Below are 17,084 nucleotides of genomic sequence, written 5' to 3' on the forward strand. Positions count from 1 at the left end.
TACCGGCCTTAGCATTAAAGCTTATGCTTAGAATGAAATAGTTGTACCTACAAAGAAGTTACGACCGATGTACTTATACAACGTAGTATCTGTATTGGCATCATCATAATCGCTGTAATATGGAGGCTCTTCATCTGTTAGGTTATCTATACCACCACGTAACGAAACATGCTCGTTAAGTTGGTAAGTACCACTTAGTGTATGTGATACAAACGAGTCAGCTTCTGGTGAATAGTAATCCGCAGGGTCTCCATCAAATAATGCAACTGATTCTGTAACAAGCGAATCTACATACATCACTTTGTATGAAACAGTCCAATCATCACCGGCTGCACGTAAGCTTACATTATGTTTCCACTCAGGAATTGAGCCAGAACCACTTGATGCAACACCTACGTAATCTTGAATAGGCTCACCAGCAAACTCTTGTACTTCCCACTTAGAGATGTAAGAAGCTTCCCAATCAGCTCTCCACGCTAAGCCAGCAGCGTCAAAGCTATATTGAGCGTTGAAATCTACGCCCGATAGGTTCCAAGTAGAAAGGTTTTGATCAAGTGATGGAGTACCATCAAAGTTACCCGTTGCATCACGTACAACACCTTCACAAAGTGCAAAAGAACCACCTTGTCCACCTTCTTCACCCGCGCTATAACACTTATCTAGCTTAGTCGTAATACCAACAGAGCTTATTACGTTATCTACTTCAATATCGTAGTAATCAACAGTAAAGCTTAGCCCTTCAATAGGCTCAACAACAAGACCAACTGTAAATGTATCAGCAGTTTCAGGACCTAGGTCTGGGTTACCGCCAACAACAGCACGAAGTTGACCACTGTTTTGTGCAAACGTACCATCTGAAGGAATTAGGCCGGCTGCTGCATCAGAAGCACAGGCTGTTTGGTATCTAGAATCAAAGCCAGCACCACCAAAACCAGTACAAGGGTCTGTATAATTGGTGAAGCTATCTGACTGACCACCGTAAAGCTCACTTACACTTGGTGCGCGAAATGCTGTTGATAATACAGAGCGAAGCATAACTTCATCTGTCATACGCCAAGTTAGACCTAACTTATAAGTAGTATCTGATCCAAATGTATCGTAGTCAAAGTAGCGAAGCGCAGCTTCTAAATCTAAAGACTGAACCAGTGGTAAATCATTCAATAGTGGAACAACAAGCTCTACATATGCTTCATCAACTTTATAGCCACCAGAAGTTGGCTGTACAGCATTACCTGAACCGATACCTGATGAAGAGAATGCATCTGGTTGATTAAATGCTGATTCTTCACGGTGCTCTAGACCAAATGCAAAGCCAACAACACCAGAAGGCATTTCAAATAAATCACCCGAAATTGAAGCGCCTAAGTGGTGCATTTCTGTACCTGAAGTACCCTGATCGGTGTAACGCAAGTAATCGGCATCTGACTGTGAAAGCGCGCCTTCACCGAAGTAGTTAATACATGGAGCAGATGCATCGTTGCCTGTAACCGTGTAGTCACTAGGCGAACCTGTAACCGAGACACCTTCACAGTTTTCATTTACTGACGCTATCATTTTGTCTACGTTGATGTAGTTTTTAGAACGGTCAATAGCGCTATTTCGACCATATGTATAGAACACATTCCAAGCGTATTGATCAGCGATAAAGCCCTCTAAACCAGTTGTAAATTGTGCTGTATTTACTTCTTGCTCAAATACACGGCCACCCATTTCTGACATACGACGCAGTGGTAACATGTCTACATTGTCGCCAGGAGTTGCAAAATCATACAAGCCTGAGAATGGGTAAACTTCTGGGTTTTGACTTAATACCCAACTACGACCATCAACACTGTATGTGTAGTTGATAGGTGCTGGTGCCATTTGTTGCGTTGAGGTACGGTTTGTATAGTACGCTTCTGCAAAAAAGTTTAAGTTATCTGCTAATTCATAATTACCTAACACGCTCACATTATAACGAGTTGCAGGCGTAGATAAGTATGAAGCAGAAGAGTAGTTATAGGTATCGTTGCCTTCGCCACTACCCACATATGTGTGATAGCCAGTATCAGTTGATGAACCGTTACCGCCAGGCTCAAACTGAACTCTTCTACCATCATCTAAGATTGCATTCATACCTAAAGAGTTACCAGAACCGGCACAAAAACGCTCACCGCCACTTTCAGCGTATGGACATGCTGAATAATCTCGGTCGCTGGCACGTACAGTACCACGGTCGTAAAAACCAACGTTTACAACAACATTACCTTTATCACTGCTCACACCAAAGGTGCTGCTTAAGCTAGCTTCTTCACCGTCACCTTCACCTGTCTCTGCATAGCTGGCATCTAGCTCAAAGCCTTCAAAGTCATCGCGCATGATAATATTAACCACACCAGCAAGAGCATCAGAGCCGTAAACAGCCGATGCACCGTCTTTTAAAACTTCTATGCGTTTTACAGCGCTAAAAGGAATGGCATTCAGATCCACGGTAGAAGATGCACCAGTACCTGAGGCAATCATACGGCGCCCATTAACAAGTACCAATGTACGTGATGAACCCATACCTCTTAAGTTAACAGTTGCATTACCATTACCGCCATTATTTACAGCAGCAGTTAATCCACCCGACTGAGCGGTAAGGTTTTGTAACGCATCGGAAATATTTGAAATACCCTGAACTTTCATATCTTCAGTAGTAATAATGCTCACTGGAGAAGCGCTTTCAAGATCTGCACGTTTAATTCGTGAACCGGTAACCTCTATACGCTCTACCTTTTCAACTCCCTCTTCAGCAGCAATTGAACTTGCTGAAAATACAGCTGTAGATGCCGTACCAAAAGCAATCGCTAAGCGCACCGCTTTTGAAACTTGGTTATTTAACATTGGATTCTCCCTGAAATAATTTTATTTATATATTTATTATTTTAGCCATTAAATAAATAGCTTAAGAAGTGAAAGTATCGCTTCTTTTGTGAATGTTAGTATCAATATATAAACATAGTCAACATATTAAAACCAATAATTCACATCATTTTAAATATAATTAATATTAGTTTATTTCGATAAAAGGGACAAAAAATAAAATATGAATATACCAATAATCGGCACAATGCATTTTTGAAAATAAAACGTAAAATACTTCTACTTATTTACATTTTTAAAGGTGTTAACAAGGTAATTTAAAATTTATAAATGACAAGGTAACCAAGAACAATGTTTAACAAGTCGCCAAAAAGTAGAGGAATCGGGAGCTGCAGCTCGTATGACCTTTGGAATACCATCAAAGCTGCTAGATTATTAATGCGCAGAACAGAACAAAATTGAGTGATGGGGCTAGCTATTTGCGTCCTTTGTAAAGCGTTCCGATATATTCATTATTAGAGCCAACTAAAGCCTCTTTAAATGTTTTATCGCCTAACAATAACAACTGGCTAATATCCTGAGAGTTTAACGCCGCTTGCTTTAAGTCACTTAACCTAAAGATCAGCCCTTCGAGCTCTTGAGTAAATAATTGATAAGCGCGTTGCAAATCAATTTTTCTATTATTCAAAATAAACTGAAAAAAGTCGGGATACCGTGTTCCATTAACTGCGTGAGGGTGTACTTGCCTTTCAAGCTGGATAAGGTTATTTATTGTTTTTATCAAGCTATTGACCTGAGCATTATCATCTTTTTTCAGCTCATCAATTAGCTGCTTTAAAGGAGTTAACAAGTCACTACGTACACGTACAGCAGACTCCAATATAAGCACATTTGGTTTAACTATATCTGAATCTATTTCGTGGCAAACAATTTGATATAACCCACCCGGTTTTAATACCCTAAATAATTCAGGAATGCTCCTCGAAAGCTCACTGTATTCAATTGCAAATTGAGCCACTATCGCATCAAATTCATTATTTTCAAAAGGTAAGGACTCTGCACTTATATTTGATAAAATACTAGAGTCGGGCACGCCTGTAACGCTCTTTGCCACTGTTGCTTTATCAATACCAATAAAGCTCAGCTGATCTTTACTACTATCGTGTATAAGCTGTACCAGTGCGCCATTGCCTGTGCCTATGTCTAGTATCTTACACTGTGGACTAAGCTCACTAGCAAAACCTGTCCAGCTCTGCTTGAGCTTGCCTGTATAGTTTTTCTTAATATCCTGCCCAAATGAAGTTAAATACCCTTGAGACCAATACTCACTCCAATAATTTTCCATAAAAAATCCCCATAAAAAAAGGGCTGAATAAATTCAGCCCTATATATCAACCTGTTTCTAATTAATATTAGAAGCTAATTGAGTAGTTTACACGGTAATCACGACCAAAGTTGTTGTAAAGGTCTTGGTTATCCCATGTACCAGCTGAAGAAAGAACCGGGTCTTCGTCAGTTAAGTTACTTACAGTAAATGTTACAGCGCCGTAAGGACCTGCATTGTAGCTGTAAGTTAAGTTATGGATTAACCAGCTATCTAAATCACCTGATTGCTCGTAGAAACCATCGCCATCTTCATCAACTTCAGTTTCAGACGTGCTTGCTGTGTAAGTAGAGTTCCAAGATACTGTATGATCATCAAGTGACCAAGAAATTGTTGCTACTGACTTAAGATCAGGTTGGCCAGACCAACCAGCAGTATCTTGTACAACACCACCTACTTCAGAATCGTATGAAAGTGTTACACTATTAACATTGTTAAAGCGGAAGTCACCAAAATCAGTCTCTATGTTTGCATTAATAGTGAAATCAAAACCTTCAATTTCAAAACCAGCACCGTTAAAGTAAGAAGTACCCGCTTCAAGTAGCGTACCTGAAGCAGAACGCTTAAGGTAGAAAGTTTCGTTAGACGTATCTGTATCAGCACTTACTGCAGTGATTAGGCCAGCTGCCTCATCAGATAATAAGCCCTGTAGAGATTTAGACTGAATAACATTATCAATAGAAAGTTGGAAGTAATCTAACTTAAAGCTTAAGTTGTCGTTTACATCCCACGCCACACCTAAGTTGATGTAATCTGACTCTTCCGCTTCAAGCTCTGAGTTTGCTGTGTAGTACGTATCGTACTGACGTGATGTAGTAGAGCCTGCAGAGTAATCGATTGCAGATTCAGCTGAGAATGTACGTGCTGCGTTAAGTAAATCTAGGCCTGGCGCGCGGAACGACTCAGAGTATGAACCACGAATCACTACGTTATCAGCAACCTGCCAACGAGCAGATACTGCAGGAGCAAGGTTATCACCGAAGTCAGAGTAATCATCGTAACGCGCTTTTAAGTTTACTTCTACTGTATCAGAAACTGGTAGTACTGATTCGAAGAAAACAGCTGTCACATCACGGTCACCCATTGAAGAGTTACCAGCAGAGCCACCGATTAGGCCAGCTTCAGATTGACCATCGTAAATATCTTCGTAAGTTTGTTCAAAGTACTCAACACCTACGTAGTGAGCAACAGCGCCCCCTGGTAGTTCAAATAAGTCAAAACCTAAACCAGCAAAGTATTGGTCAAAAGTAGAAGCAGAGCTTTGTAACGTAGTCGATTTCATGTTGGCAATGCCTTCATCAGAGCCTAAATCGATATCGTTAGCTTCGTTGTATGCTAAACCGCTGTAAGAAAGGTAGTACTCGCCCACAGATTTGTTATCTGCTTTATTGTGGTGGTAGTAAACTTCCCAAGAAGCGTTGTTCCAATCTAAATCACCACGTAAACCAGCTGTTAAATCTTGGTTGTAATCGTCTACGTTACCATCACGTGTACCTATACCTACCCAGCGGAATAAACCATATGCACCGTCTTCACCGTATGGGTTGTGCGGGTTATCAGCTGCCATGTTTTCCCATGGTGCAGCCGGTGGAGCGTAACGACCAAATGAAGAGTTTTGTACAAACATTGTTTGAGCAAAGAACTCAATGTCGTCTGTTAGCTCGTAGTTAGCACTAACATATAATGTGTTACGGTCAATTGAAGCTGTGTTGTAAGATACGTTAGCGAACGCATACATACAGTACTCAGAGCCTGGACCCCAGCTTTCGTTTGCATCAACGCGGCGGAAAGTATCTTCACCGTATTCAGAGATTAAATCATCACATAAAAGTGAAGCTGACGCTGTAGCAAAATCAGGTGAAAGTACAGTAGCGCCGTAGTAAGACCAACCTACAGTATCTGCAGTGTAAGCTTCAATGTCGCCATCACCGTCTAAATCACCAAGCTGAGCTTTAGTGTAGTCACGGTCAGCATCTGAAATACCTTTACGAGATTGGTGATCGAAAGAGAATGTAATGTTACCTTTATCGTTTGAAACACCACCAACTACAGAAAATTCAGTTGAAGTAGTGCCTTCATCTTGGTCACGGTGACCCGCGCCAATGTTGAAAGTTAAACCTTCAAAATTCTCTTTCATAATTACGTTAACAACACCTGCCATTGCATCAGAACCATAGATAGAAGATGCACCTTCAGTCATGATATCGATACGCTCAACAGCTGCCATTGGTATAGCATTAAGGTTAGCAGAAGCGCCACCTAGTGTTGGTGAACCTGGGAAACGGCGGCCATTTAAAAGTACTAAAGTACGGCGTGAGCCAGCACCACGTAAATTGATAGTTGCTTGAGATTGTGCTGAGCTACCAGAACGCTCTGAGAACGAACCGAATGAGTTTAATGAACTAGAACGTAGTGCATCTGCAACTGTGTAGTCACCTTCTAGCTTGATATCAGCAGAAGTAATAGATACTACCGGAGAAGCACCCTCTAAATCTGTACGTTTGATACGTGAACCAGTTACTTGGATGCGTTCTACTTTCTCTGCAGACTCTTCTTCTGCAGCAAATGAACTTGACGAAAATGCAGCTGTTGATACTGCACCAAATGCAATCGCTAAGCGAACTGCCTTTGAAACTTTATTATTTAACATTTGATTCTCCCTGGGTCACCACTTGTTAGAAGCGACTATTATTTAATTATTTTTTGTTGTCACAGTTTATTAACAGCGACTAAACCAAATACTAAACAAAAAATATCTAAAAGCCAACTACTGTTAACCAAATATTAATTAAAAAAGGGTTTTTTATTGTTTTTTAGCTTAGATGAGGAATAGCTGTACAAAAATAAAGCTATAGCGTGGATTATGTAATCAAAAATTGCATTAATAGGTACAAGTTAGAATAATTCGAACTGTTTTAGCTCGAAACTGTTTACGTTAACGTTAACAAATTGCGTAACCATTTCTAATAGAGGTACAATTTGTTTGTCTATATACAATGGGTAGTCGTAGCTATGCAGCCCTTGATACAGCTCAACACCGTGGGTTGTGTAAACAAATGTAACAAATTCACCTCTTTTTAGCGTAAATTCACTATTTTGTTTCTGAAACTTTTTTACTGCTTGCACATGTGGAGGGATATTTTTTTGATAGTCGGTTAAGTTTTGACCTAAACGTTTTTTAAAAACCAGCAAATGATCAAACTCACCGTGTAAAAGTTTACTAATGTAATCGTTTACAAGGTCATTTATTTGCTCTGGTTTCTCAAAAAGGAGGGTAAATAAATCAAATTGAAACTGTTGAGCCAGTTTAGTCCAGTCACTTCTTACGGTTTCTAAGCCTTTAAAAACCAATTTTGATTCATCCGGCTTTATTAACTGCCCTACATAGCGTTTTTTAGACCCCACACTTTTACCTCTTATGGTGGGTAAAAAGAATGGGCTGTAAAGCGATTCAAACTCTATTTCTAAATGGCTAGTTAAATTATGTTTAGCGTGTATGTTTTGCTGCCACAATGTGTTTATGTGTTTAGCTAACTGTTTACCTATTTTATTACACGCCTCAACACTTAAATCATCCGTTAATTTTACAAAGGTCGAATCTGTATCTCCGTAAATAACACTATAACCTTGCTCTTCAATCCACTTTTTAGTTTGCAGCATTATCTCATGACCACGCAAAGTAATAGAGCTTGAGAGTCGAGGGTCATAAAAACGACAGCCTTGTGAGCCTAATACACCATATAAACTGTTCATTATTATTTTAATCGCTTGAGATAGCATTAAATCGTGATTATCTTTTGCCCGTTGGCGCTGTAGCGCTAGGCTTTTTATAAGCGCTGGTAAATGGTGCTGCTCTCTTGAAAACAATGCGTTATTAAACCCTTCAATACTGTTTTCAGGGTTTTCAATCCCTTCTATTAGTCCAAGCGGGTCTATATAAAAGGTTTGCATAATACTGGGGTACAGGCTTTTAAAATCAAGCACGATGACATTTTTATACAGCCCCGGTACCGACTCCATAACATAACCACCTGGGCTTTCAAACGTCAGCCCATGGTCGCCCATATTAGGTGCTACATAACCGCTGCGATGTAATAAAGGCAAATACATGTTTACAAAAGCCGCCACTGAGCCGCCGCGCTTTTCCAGCTCAAGGCCTGTTAATTGTGTGCGAATAACAGCAAAATCGAGAAGTTTTAGCTTATCGAATATTTTATTAACGAGAATGCAGTCTTGGCGATTGTAGTTAGCGAGCGAGAGTTTATCTTCATTAAATTGACGAATAATTTCTTGTAAGCTATTACTAGATTCAATTAATTTAGACTCGCCTAAAATTTCTTTAGCTACATTAGCAAGTGAAAAAGTTTCAAAACTATAAGTGGCATTTTTTAGAGTATCAATGCCATCAATTACACAGCGCCCGGGAATAGAAACCCGTGTAAAATGGCCTTTTCGAACATATAAAGGAAGGTTTCCTCTTCCTAGTAATAGTTTTACCCCAAGTGCCACAGAGCGCTCATAAATAACTGCAAAATCAAACTCAATAACATTCCACCCAATAATAATATCTGGGTCGCACTGCTTAATAAGTGTTACAAGTTGCTGTAATAGTGCAACCTCGTCTGCGCACCATATAATAGTATAACCAATCACTGGGTCGTGATGCTCAGGCTCTCCGATCATGATTACGCAATCTAAACCACAGCCTACCAAGCCAATAGAAAACAACACCCCACTTTCATTGCACTCTATATCAAGTGACAACTTAGAAAGCACAGGCGTATATTCGGCATTGGTTTTTAATTTAGCATCTAAAATTTCAGTGTAATGTGCATGATCCACTCGTTTACCCGTGACCCACGCCCCGCCTTTAATAAAGCGCTCCATTAAATAGCGCTCAATGGGCCTTATATCATCTTCATAGAGTGTAATACCGCGACTTTTTAACGCTTTGCTCGCGCTATAAAAGTGTTTGAGTGAGTAAAAGTAACAGCCACACATATCTTGCTGCTGAAAATTTTTAAGTGAAAGAGGTTTAATTAAAAAGTTTAGTGATTCGGCAGATAAAATAGCTTTAGCTGCTTTTTCATCTGCGTTTTTTATAAAAAATAGTGCAGTTTCATTCTCAGAAATTGTCTTTATTGGTCCATTATCGGTAGCAAACCAAATTTCATATTGTAAACCCTGAGCGCTATCGTGCGCTTGTGCAGAAAGTACAAAACCAGATGTTAAATACACTATCAATAAACCTTACTTATATTTTGTTTTTCTACTTTAGAGCCATGAACGTTAAGGATTGAAAATTGTTCAACCTCAAAATATAAACAGGCCATAATAGGGAGTAATTTATAAACTTAAAAAATTGCCGCATTAATTTACTAAATTAATTTCATCCTTGCTTGTAGTTACACGGTTATAACTCTAAAATCCATACACTGTAATTATATACATATTTTAGGTTTATCTCCCCATGCTTTCTGACCAACTAAAAAAAACAATTAGGCAAGTACACCAGCATGTGGCTAGTAACCTTAGTGATTACCGCCCCCGCAGTAGCCAAAACTACCTTGTTGCCGAAATAGCAAAAACACTGGCTGGCGAATACCATAAAAAGCAGCGAATATGTGTTATTGAGGCTGGCACAGGGACTGGTAAATCGCTTGCTTATTGTTTAGGCGCGTTACCGCTTGCCCTTGCTCAAAAAAAGAAGCTGGTTATATCTACTGCTACCGTGGCCCTACAAGAACAATTAATAGCAAAAGAGCTGCCTTTTTTTAAAAAACACTCTGGGCTCGACTTTAAGTTTGACCTAGTAAAAGGTAGGCAACGCTATATATGTGCCCATAAATTACATAACGCTGTTAATGGCGATAGCCAAACGCAAATGGAGTTTATGCCCACACTTACCTCGCCGCTAAGTGATATGGAAACTAAATGTTTAAAAGGCCTTTACGATGCCTATGTAAATAAAAAATGGCAAGGCGACAGAGATAGTTGGGCCGACACCATACCCGATAGAGTGTGGAACTTAATCGCATGCGATAAACACGCTTGCCAACGCCAAATGAAAGCCCATCAAACCTGCCCGTTTCAGCTTGCTCGTAATCAGCTTATGCAAATGGATGTGCTTGTTATTAACCATTCACTGCTACTGGCAGATTTGGATTTAGGGGGCGGTAAAATTTTACCCGAGCCCGATAACACCATTTATGTCATAGATGAAGCTCACCACCTTGCGCATATTACCCGCGACTTTTCATCGGCAGCGGCCACTATTAAAGGCACCATTGATTGGCTCGATAAGCTCACTAAATTTAGTGGCAAAATGTCTAAAGTATTAGTAGGTCAAAAGGCCATTGGTCAAAATTTCAAATTGTGCGATAGCATTAACGATGCTAATAAAGACTTAAAAGTGGTACGTGATATTCTTGATAATGCCGACTTTGAATACTCAAAAGACGATACATATCGTTTTGAGCATGGCGAAATACCAAAATCATTGCACAACAAAGCTAAAGATATAAGTGACGCCACACTAGATGCACTGCGCTGTTTAAATAAAATGCACGATACCCTCACTCAAGATGTAAGCGATGGCGATATAAAACCCTACGTTGCCGACCCTGTTTTGGCCGAAAGCGGGCACTATATAAACCGCTTAGAGCAATTAAATAAGCTGTGGTATAGCTATGCAAATAAAGGCGAAGGCACACCTCACGCAAGGTGGATCAAACGTTTAGAATATAAAAACCATCACGATCACCTATTAAGTGATTGCCCTATCGAAGTTGGCTACTACTTAAAAGACAAGCTATGGAATGAATGCGCAGGGGCGGTACTATGCTCGGCAACTTTAAGTGCCCTCGGTTCGTTTGACCACTTTGCTTATGAAAGCGGCTTAGCAAAAGAAGAAGGCGTTAAGTTTATTAAAGTGCCCTCTCCGTTTGATTACCCTAAACAAGCCACTTTGCGTATCCCGGTAAGTAAAATTGAGCCAACCGACAAAGCATTTAGTGACCATATAGCGCAAACATTGCCAGAGTACTTAAACACAAAAAAAGCTAATTTGGTGTTGTTTGCCTCGTACTGGCAAATGGACCATGTGGCTAAGTTTCTTAGAACAAAAGGTTTTAACTTATTAGTGCAAGGCGAAATGTCGCGCGAGGCATTATTAAAAAAACACACCCAAAATATTGATATCGGTAAAGGTAGTATTTTATTTGGTACGCAAAGCCTCTCAGAAGGGTTTGATTTACCTGGTAAATATTTAGAAAACTTAATAATTACAAAAATACCGTTTGCAGTACCTACATCACCAATAGAAGAAGCCCAAGCCGAATTTGTACAAAGTAAAGGCGGTAATCCATTTTTGTCTATTACGGTGCCCGATGCAGCAAAGAAATTGGTACAAAGCTGTGGTAGACTGCTGCGAAAAGAGAGCGATGAAGGCCGTATAACCATTCTCGATAGACGCTTAATTACCAAGCGCTACGGCAAAGCCATGCTCGACACCTTACCACCTTTTAAAAGACAAATAGATTATTAATGTTTGAACTTGCTTTAGATCCCACAACACTGGCAGTTTTATGTGCCGCAGCCCTTGCTGCTGGCTTTATTGACGCAATTGCCGGCGGCGGTGGCTTATTAACAGTCCCTGCACTACTCACCGCAGGCTTGCCACCGCATGTAACGCTTGGCACCAACAAGCTTGCGGCAAGCTTTGGCTCATTAACGGCCAGCTACACGTATTATAAAAAAAATCTATTTAGTCCTAAATTTTGGGCAAATTCCATTTTTGCTACAGCCATAGGCGCTGTGATTGGTACGTTAATAGTCGATCACTTAAGTATTGAATTTTTAAATAAGCTTTTGCCTATCATTATTATTATGGTGGCCTGTTATAGCTTGTTTGGTAGTTTAAGCACCACACAGGGCGATGATTTACCAAAAGTAACAGCAATACTTAAACTAAAGCAGTGGTTACAGGGCTTAGCGTTAGGTTTTTTTGATGGCGTAGCAGGCCCAGGCGCCGGTACTTTTTGGACCGCATCTAATAGTTTATTTTATAAAATGAGCTTACTGCTTAACTGTGGTTTAGCCCGTTCAATGAACTTTGTATCTAATTTTATATCGCTTATTACCTTTGTGGCACTTGGTCATGTAAACTTTTTATTAGGCCTTATCATGGGCTTTTTTATTATGTTAGGTGCTTGGATTGGCGCTCACTCAGCCATTCGCTTTGGCGGTAAGTTTATTCGCCCTGTTTTTAACACTATGGTTATACTGCTAGCATTAAAACTGATTTACGAGGCTTATTTGTAAATGCAAACCCACGCGTTAGATAAATTACGCCAACAAGTTGCTACGCTTAAACAACAAGCTGAGCAATTTGATAGCGCAAAGTTGTTTTCTAAAAACCGCTATATGCAGGCGCAGCCTAGTTTATTTGACCGCGGCGTATTTAGTACTAAAAGCATGAACCTAACTGACTACGTAACAGAAATTGAAGACGAAATTACCAGCTTACCACCAAGTGATCATCGCCATGCTTATGCTTATGCACTCGAGCGCATAGGTAATCAAGTACAAGCTGTATTTAGTGTTATTAAATCGACCCCCATCTGGGCAAAAGAAAACAAAAGCCAGTACAAACCTAGACCCAAAAATACGGTTTATAAGCAAGCCGTAAAAAAAATAATGCAATCGTCGCACGAGCTATACGACGAGCTTAAACAAAACCATGAGTTTGAACGACGCTTAGTGTTAATGATTGAAGAGCGTAAACTACAAATGGAAAAAGCCAGCCCAGCGCAAGCGCAAAAACTTAATATGGAAATTTTAACCACGCATGCGCGTTTAGGCCGTTGTCGTAAAGCTATTTCGGCCACCGAAGATAAAATTCAACAAGTCGAAAAACAACAATTACGCTAATGCAGCTTTTTTACCACCCGCTTTACAGTGATTTAACGCTTCCTGAGCGCCACCGTTTTCCTATTCAAAAATACCAAATGCTAAAAGCAGAAATAGAACGCTTAGGCTTTGGGACTACACAGTTTAATACACCAACCAAAGCTACGCCCGAGCAGCTTGCACTGTGCCATAGCCCAGGCTACATAAATGATTTTTTAAACGCCACGCTCAGTAATAAAGCAATTAAAAAAATGGGTTTCCCGTATTCACGCAAATTAGTAGAGCGTACGCTACTTTCGGTTGGGGCCAGTATTCAAGGCAGCGAATACGCACTAAAACATGGTTTTTGCGCTAATTTAAGTGGTGGCTATCATCATGCATATAGCGATTACGGCAGTGGCTTTTGTATTTTTAACGATTTGGCTGTGGCTGGCGCGCATTTAATCAATACAAACCAAGCCGATACCGTATTAATATTTGATTGTGATGTACACCAAGGCGATGGCACGGCACAAATTACGCAACATAATAACGCTATAATTACTTGCTCTATCCATTGCGAGCAAAATTTTCCGCGCTTAAAGCAACACTCCGATTACGACTTCGCCCTACCTGCAAACACATCAGATACCGAGTACTTAACAACGTTAAAACAAGCCCTCGAATTTTGCGTGCGTCTTCATAACCCCGACATTATTTTATATAACGCAGGGGCTGATATTTACGAAAAAGACGAGCTAGGGTTATTTAACGTATCGCATGAAGGGGTTTATGCGCGCGATCATTTTATTGTTAACTACTGCAAAGCCCATAACATCCCACTTATGTGCGCTTTAGGTGGCGGTTATCAACGTAATTTAAATGCGTTAATTAATGTTCATAAACAACTATTTAAAGCTGCTATCGATTTATTTTAGTGCTTAGTATACACTCAAATAAACGGACTCTATAAAAGGCGCTAGCACGATGCGACTGCACGACGACATACATAACTTTTACGAAAAAATTGTAGTTGAAGAAATCATTAAACGTAAACTAGATAAAGTTTACAGTGAAGATGTAATGGCCGATTTTTGTTGCACGGTACTTAATCAATTGCCGCCACGTTATATTAGATACGATGTAGATATGGCCTTTTATTTACCACAAAGTGAACGTATTCACATGGAAGAGCGCGTACAAACCGCTATTGATGTTGCTATTAGCCAAATTTCAAAAAAGAAAGATTTAGATGACCAGCCCACTTGATAACGCCCCTACACATGTAAAACTGGCAGTGGATTTAATTATGCTTTTGGAGCAGCACGAGGTTGCTCCAGAGGATGTACTAAAAGCGCTCGAAATTGTAAAAAGTGACTTTGAACAAAAACAAGCCACCGCTTAGCATTACTCTTTTGTTTGCACTTCGTATTTAGTCACAGTGCCCTCGTGTTTGTTACAATCAATTTTAATCTCGCCAAACGTGCGTCTTGGGGTTGTTGATCGACGGCACGTCATTTTTTGAGCTTTACTACCATATTGGCTTATGTACAACGCAACGGTTTCGTCTATTTTAAGCTGTTGCGCCGAAGTGGCCGCGTTATAAAAGGTATTGTATTGCGCCTGCCAACTTTCAACTCCAGCCTCTTTTGCAACGCCTAGCCACCCCATACCCATGTTAGTAGATTGTGTTAAGTACTGCCCTTTTAAAAACATAAACGACAATGTGTATTGCGCGCTTTTATAGCCAAGTGCTGCAGGGTCTTTTAGGTACATAAAAGCTTGTTTATAATCACCTTTTTTATACGCTTTTATGCCATTGTACTCATGTTTTTTCATGGTTATGTCATCGTATAAATTAATAGGCGTAGACCCACAACCACTTAATAAACCCACTCCCATAATTGTTGTGATCAGTAAATATCGGCTCATGACTATTCCTTTTTTATTATTTTTATATGCGAGTACCGAATCTGGCTTACAGTTAATGCAAAGCCTGTTACTCTGTAAATTAATTTGTATAATTAAAATACTATCATGAGCTTAGCAAGTTTACTTCGGTTATTTTTTCTGGCTGCAATTTGGGGCGCGTCATTTTTATTTATGCGAATGGCAGCAAACAGCTTAGGCCCAGCGGTGTTAATAGAGTTTAGAGTTGGCTTTGCCGCACTCACCCTCTTTATTGTGGCGCTGTACTTAAAACGCCGCTTGGCGTTTACTACGCACACAAAGCACTTTTTTATAATTGGTGCACTTAACTCCGCCCTACCTTTTTTACTGTTTGCTTATGCCGCGCAAACGATTAGCGCCTCTACTTTATCTATTTTAAATTCTACAACGCCCATATGGGGCGCGGTGGTGGGCATTATTTGGAGCAAAACCAAACCGACTAAAAGCATGGTGTTAGGTTTGCTGTTGGGTTTAATAGGCGTGGCAATTTTAGTTGGGCAAAATCATTTTGTATTGAATAGTCAGTCACTTATTGCGATTGCAGCAGCGCTAAGCGCCTCCCTGTGTTATGCCATTGCATCCCATTATACAAAAAATGCCCCTAAGCTTGCCCCGTTCGATAACGCACACGGCTCTATGTGGGCAGCCAGTTTTATAGTACTGCCCCTTATACTTTTTATGCCAATGCGCGAAGTACCTAGTACCAACGTTATGCTTAGCGTATTAGCACTTGGCGTGGTGTGTACCGCACTTGCTTATATTTTATTTTTTAAACTTATTGACGATATAGGCCCAACCTCAGCTTTAACGGTCACGTTTTTAATTCCGCTATTTGGCATTTTTTGGGGGCATTTAATTTTAGATGAGCAAATAGGGCCAAATACGTTACTCGGCGCATTATTTGTTATTGTGGGTACTATGCTGGTTACTGGTTTTTTACCACGAAAAAAGCACTTAGCTAAAACAAGCTAAGTGCCTTAAATTTTATATAGCATTAAAGTTTAAACAAATTGTGGGTCTTTTGGCGCGTCGTGGCGGCGCGTTATATAAAGCACACAGTCGGTTTGGCTATTATTGCTATAGGCTCTTACGTGCTCAATAGGCACTGAAAAAGTATCACCTTGGTTAAGCGTTAATACTTCATCACCTAAGTCGATTGTTACGCTTCCTTGATGAACAAATATAACCTCTTCTTCAAAACGAATATGAGGCGCAACCTGTGCATCTGGTTGTAACTTTAACGCAGAAATATTAAAGCCATGAGCCCAGTTTAGCTGTGTTTGAATACATGTTTTGGCGTTTAAATTACCGACTAACGGCGCTTCATATACGCCATCAAACTGGCTAAGGTACGAGCGTTTATTCCAGTTAAAGTTGCTGGCTTTAACCACTGTTTGTGCCAGCTCTTCATCGGTTATTACTCTGTGCTGCGCTATTTGCTCTTGGCTGGTCACTGCCATTGGCTTTACGCCATCGGGAATGGTTTCATTTAACGTGGTATCTACTAAGCTGCCATTTTCTAGCAAAATTAGTCCGTATTCTTTTGCCATGTCAAATACTTGCGGAGCCCAAAGTACTCTACCAGGGTTATCACTTCCAAGTACCGCATATAAATAGCCTACGCCGTCGCCAACATTTTCAAACCCTCTAAATATATCCATCGGGATCGAAATAATATCGCCTTCATTTAAAATTACCTTGGCATCTTTACCGTCAACACCAGTGTAAAAAGCCCACGTACCACTGTGTACTACAAAAATTTCTTCAGTTAAATGGCTATGCTGCGAATTTAAACACCCTGCAGGTTGGCGCGCACCACCAATATTAAACCCATGAGGAATAGAAATATGTACATGTTGATTTGGGTTTTCGGCAACGCCTGGGCCAATAATTGTAAAGTTTTCTTTTTGATCGCTCCCCGGCGAGCGTGTATCAATAAAGGCATTTTTACACGCAATTAAATCATCGTATCGTACTAACCTATCTGCAAATACACTCATTACTCTCTCCTAAATTG

General features: G+C 40.1%; 13 protein-coding genes. 7 read left to right on the forward strand and 6 right to left on the reverse strand.

The features are described from left to right. Nucleotides 1–27: 27 nt before the first annotated feature. From NQT65_RS04730 to NQT65_RS04745, 4 genes are all read right to left on the reverse strand, one after another. Nucleotides 28–2,865, reverse strand: a complete 2,838-nt coding sequence (locus tag NQT65_RS04730) for a TonB-dependent receptor (RefSeq protein ID WP_138684593.1) — start codon at nucleotides 2,863–2,865, stop codon at nucleotides 28–30. A 454-nt stretch (nucleotides 2,866–3,319) separates the two neighbouring features. Next, nucleotides 3,320–4,189: a class I SAM-dependent methyltransferase gene (locus tag NQT65_RS04735; protein ID WP_256850618.1), complete on the reverse strand. Its 870-nt coding sequence runs from the start codon at nucleotides 4,187–4,189 to the stop codon at nucleotides 3,320–3,322. Between the two features lie 67 nt (nucleotides 4,190–4,256). Further along, nucleotides 4,257–6,878, reverse strand: a complete 2,622-nt coding sequence (locus NQT65_RS04740) for a TonB-dependent receptor domain-containing protein (RefSeq protein ID WP_256850619.1) — start codon at nucleotides 6,876–6,878, stop codon at nucleotides 4,257–4,259. 245 nt (nucleotides 6,879–7,123) lie between these two features. Continuing rightward, nucleotides 7,124–9,466: a DNA polymerase II gene (locus NQT65_RS04745; RefSeq protein ID WP_256850620.1), complete on the reverse strand. Its 2,343-nt coding sequence runs from the start codon at nucleotides 9,464–9,466 to the stop codon at nucleotides 7,124–7,126. Nucleotides 9,467–9,698: 232 nt separating this feature from the next. Between NQT65_RS04745 and dinG the strand changes: the two genes are divergently transcribed. The 6 genes from dinG to rsmS are packed head-to-tail and all read left to right on the forward strand — an operon-like array spanning nucleotide 9,699 to nucleotide 14,522. Then, nucleotides 9,699–11,774, forward strand: coding sequence for an ATP-dependent DNA helicase DinG (dinG, locus tag NQT65_RS04750; RefSeq protein ID WP_256850621.1), 2,076 nt, complete (start codon nucleotides 9,699–9,701; stop codon nucleotides 11,772–11,774). Beyond that, nucleotides 11,774–12,550 (forward strand): TSUP family transporter, encoded by a 777-nt coding sequence (locus NQT65_RS04755; protein ID WP_138684588.1) that lies wholly within the window; start codon nucleotides 11,774–11,776, stop codon nucleotides 12,548–12,550. Before dinG ends, NQT65_RS04755 begins: the two co-directional genes overlap by 1 nt. Then, a complete protein-coding gene (locus NQT65_RS04760; RefSeq protein ID WP_024033711.1) occupies nucleotides 12,551–13,159 on the forward strand; it encodes a primosomal replication protein in 609 nt (202 codons plus the stop codon). Further along, nucleotides 13,159–14,055 carry a histone deacetylase family protein gene (locus NQT65_RS04765; RefSeq protein WP_256850622.1) on the forward strand — a complete coding sequence of 299 codons (897 nt, stop codon included), beginning with the start codon at nucleotides 13,159–13,161 and terminating at the stop codon, nucleotides 14,053–14,055. The genes NQT65_RS04760 and NQT65_RS04765 overlap by 1 nt, the downstream gene beginning before the upstream one ends. A 49-nt stretch (nucleotides 14,056–14,104) precedes the next feature. Further along, on the forward strand, nucleotides 14,105–14,386 hold the full coding sequence (locus NQT65_RS04770; RefSeq protein WP_004585951.1) for a late competence development ComFB family protein: 282 nt from the start codon (nucleotides 14,105–14,107) through the stop codon (nucleotides 14,384–14,386). Then, complete coding sequence (gene rsmS, locus NQT65_RS04775; RefSeq protein ID WP_024033713.1) at nucleotides 14,370–14,522, forward strand: pleiotropic regulatory protein RsmS; 153 nt, start codon at nucleotides 14,370–14,372, stop codon at nucleotides 14,520–14,522. Before NQT65_RS04770 ends, rsmS begins: the two co-directional genes overlap by 17 nt. 2 nt (nucleotides 14,523–14,524) lie before the next feature. On the opposite strand, the gene NQT65_RS04780 is transcribed toward rsmS, so the two are convergent. Beyond that, nucleotides 14,525–15,049, reverse strand: coding sequence for a sel1 repeat family protein (locus NQT65_RS04780; RefSeq protein ID WP_256850623.1), 525 nt, complete (start codon nucleotides 15,047–15,049; stop codon nucleotides 14,525–14,527). Nucleotides 15,050–15,154: 105 nt separating this feature from the next. Between NQT65_RS04780 and NQT65_RS04785 the strand changes: the two genes are divergently transcribed. Further along, the gene (locus NQT65_RS04785) at nucleotides 15,155–16,039 is read left to right on the forward strand and encodes a DMT family transporter (protein ID WP_256850624.1); all 885 of its coding nucleotides are present in this window, start codon (nucleotides 15,155–15,157) and stop codon (nucleotides 16,037–16,039) included. A gap of 29 nt (nucleotides 16,040–16,068) precedes the next feature. Here NQT65_RS04785 and NQT65_RS04790 read toward each other — a convergent pair whose 3' ends face one another. Further along, on the reverse strand, nucleotides 16,069–17,067 hold the full coding sequence (locus NQT65_RS04790; RefSeq protein ID WP_256850625.1) for a cupin domain-containing protein: 999 nt from the start codon (nucleotides 17,065–17,067) through the stop codon (nucleotides 16,069–16,071). Nucleotides 17,068–17,084 lie beyond the last annotated feature (17 nt).

It is taken from the genome of Pseudoalteromonas agarivorans (assembly GCF_024518735.1).
Classification (GTDB): domain Bacteria; phylum Pseudomonadota; class Gammaproteobacteria; order Enterobacterales; family Alteromonadaceae; genus Pseudoalteromonas; species Pseudoalteromonas atlantica.

What these genes read in the sequence shown, in the direction of transcription:
- NQT65_RS04730 (WP_138684593.1), bottom strand. Translation starts at nt 2,865, where the DNA reads ATGTTAAATAACCAAGTTTCAAAAGCGGTGCGCTTAGCGATTGCTTTT.
- NQT65_RS04735 (WP_256850618.1), bottom strand. Translation starts at nt 4,189, where the DNA reads ATGGAAAATTATTGGAGTGAGTATTGGTCTCAAGGGTATTTAACTTCA.
- NQT65_RS04740 (WP_256850619.1), bottom strand. Translation starts at nt 6,878, where the DNA reads ATGTTAAATAATAAAGTTTCAAAGGCAGTTCGCTTAGCGATTGCATTT.
- dinG (WP_256850621.1), top strand. Translation starts at nt 9,699, where the DNA reads ATGCTTTCTGACCAACTAAAAAAAACAATTAGGCAAGTACACCAGCAT.
- NQT65_RS04755 (WP_138684588.1), top strand. Translation starts at nt 11,774, where the DNA reads ATGTTTGAACTTGCTTTAGATCCCACAACACTGGCAGTTTTATGTGCC.
- NQT65_RS04760 (WP_024033711.1), top strand. Translation starts at nt 12,551, where the DNA reads ATGCAAACCCACGCGTTAGATAAATTACGCCAACAAGTTGCTACGCTT.
- NQT65_RS04765 (WP_256850622.1), top strand. Translation starts at nt 13,159, where the DNA reads ATGCAGCTTTTTTACCACCCGCTTTACAGTGATTTAACGCTTCCTGAG.
- NQT65_RS04770 (WP_004585951.1), top strand. Translation starts at nt 14,105, where the DNA reads ATGCGACTGCACGACGACATACATAACTTTTACGAAAAAATTGTAGTT.
- rsmS (WP_024033713.1), top strand. Translation starts at nt 14,370, where the DNA reads ATGACCAGCCCACTTGATAACGCCCCTACACATGTAAAACTGGCAGTG.
- NQT65_RS04780 (WP_256850623.1), bottom strand. Translation starts at nt 15,049, where the DNA reads ATGAGCCGATATTTACTGATCACAACAATTATGGGAGTGGGTTTATTA.
- NQT65_RS04785 (WP_256850624.1), top strand. Translation starts at nt 15,155, where the DNA reads ATGAGCTTAGCAAGTTTACTTCGGTTATTTTTTCTGGCTGCAATTTGG.
- NQT65_RS04790 (WP_256850625.1), bottom strand. Translation starts at nt 17,067, where the DNA reads ATGAGTGTATTTGCAGATAGGTTAGTACGATACGATGATTTAATTGCG.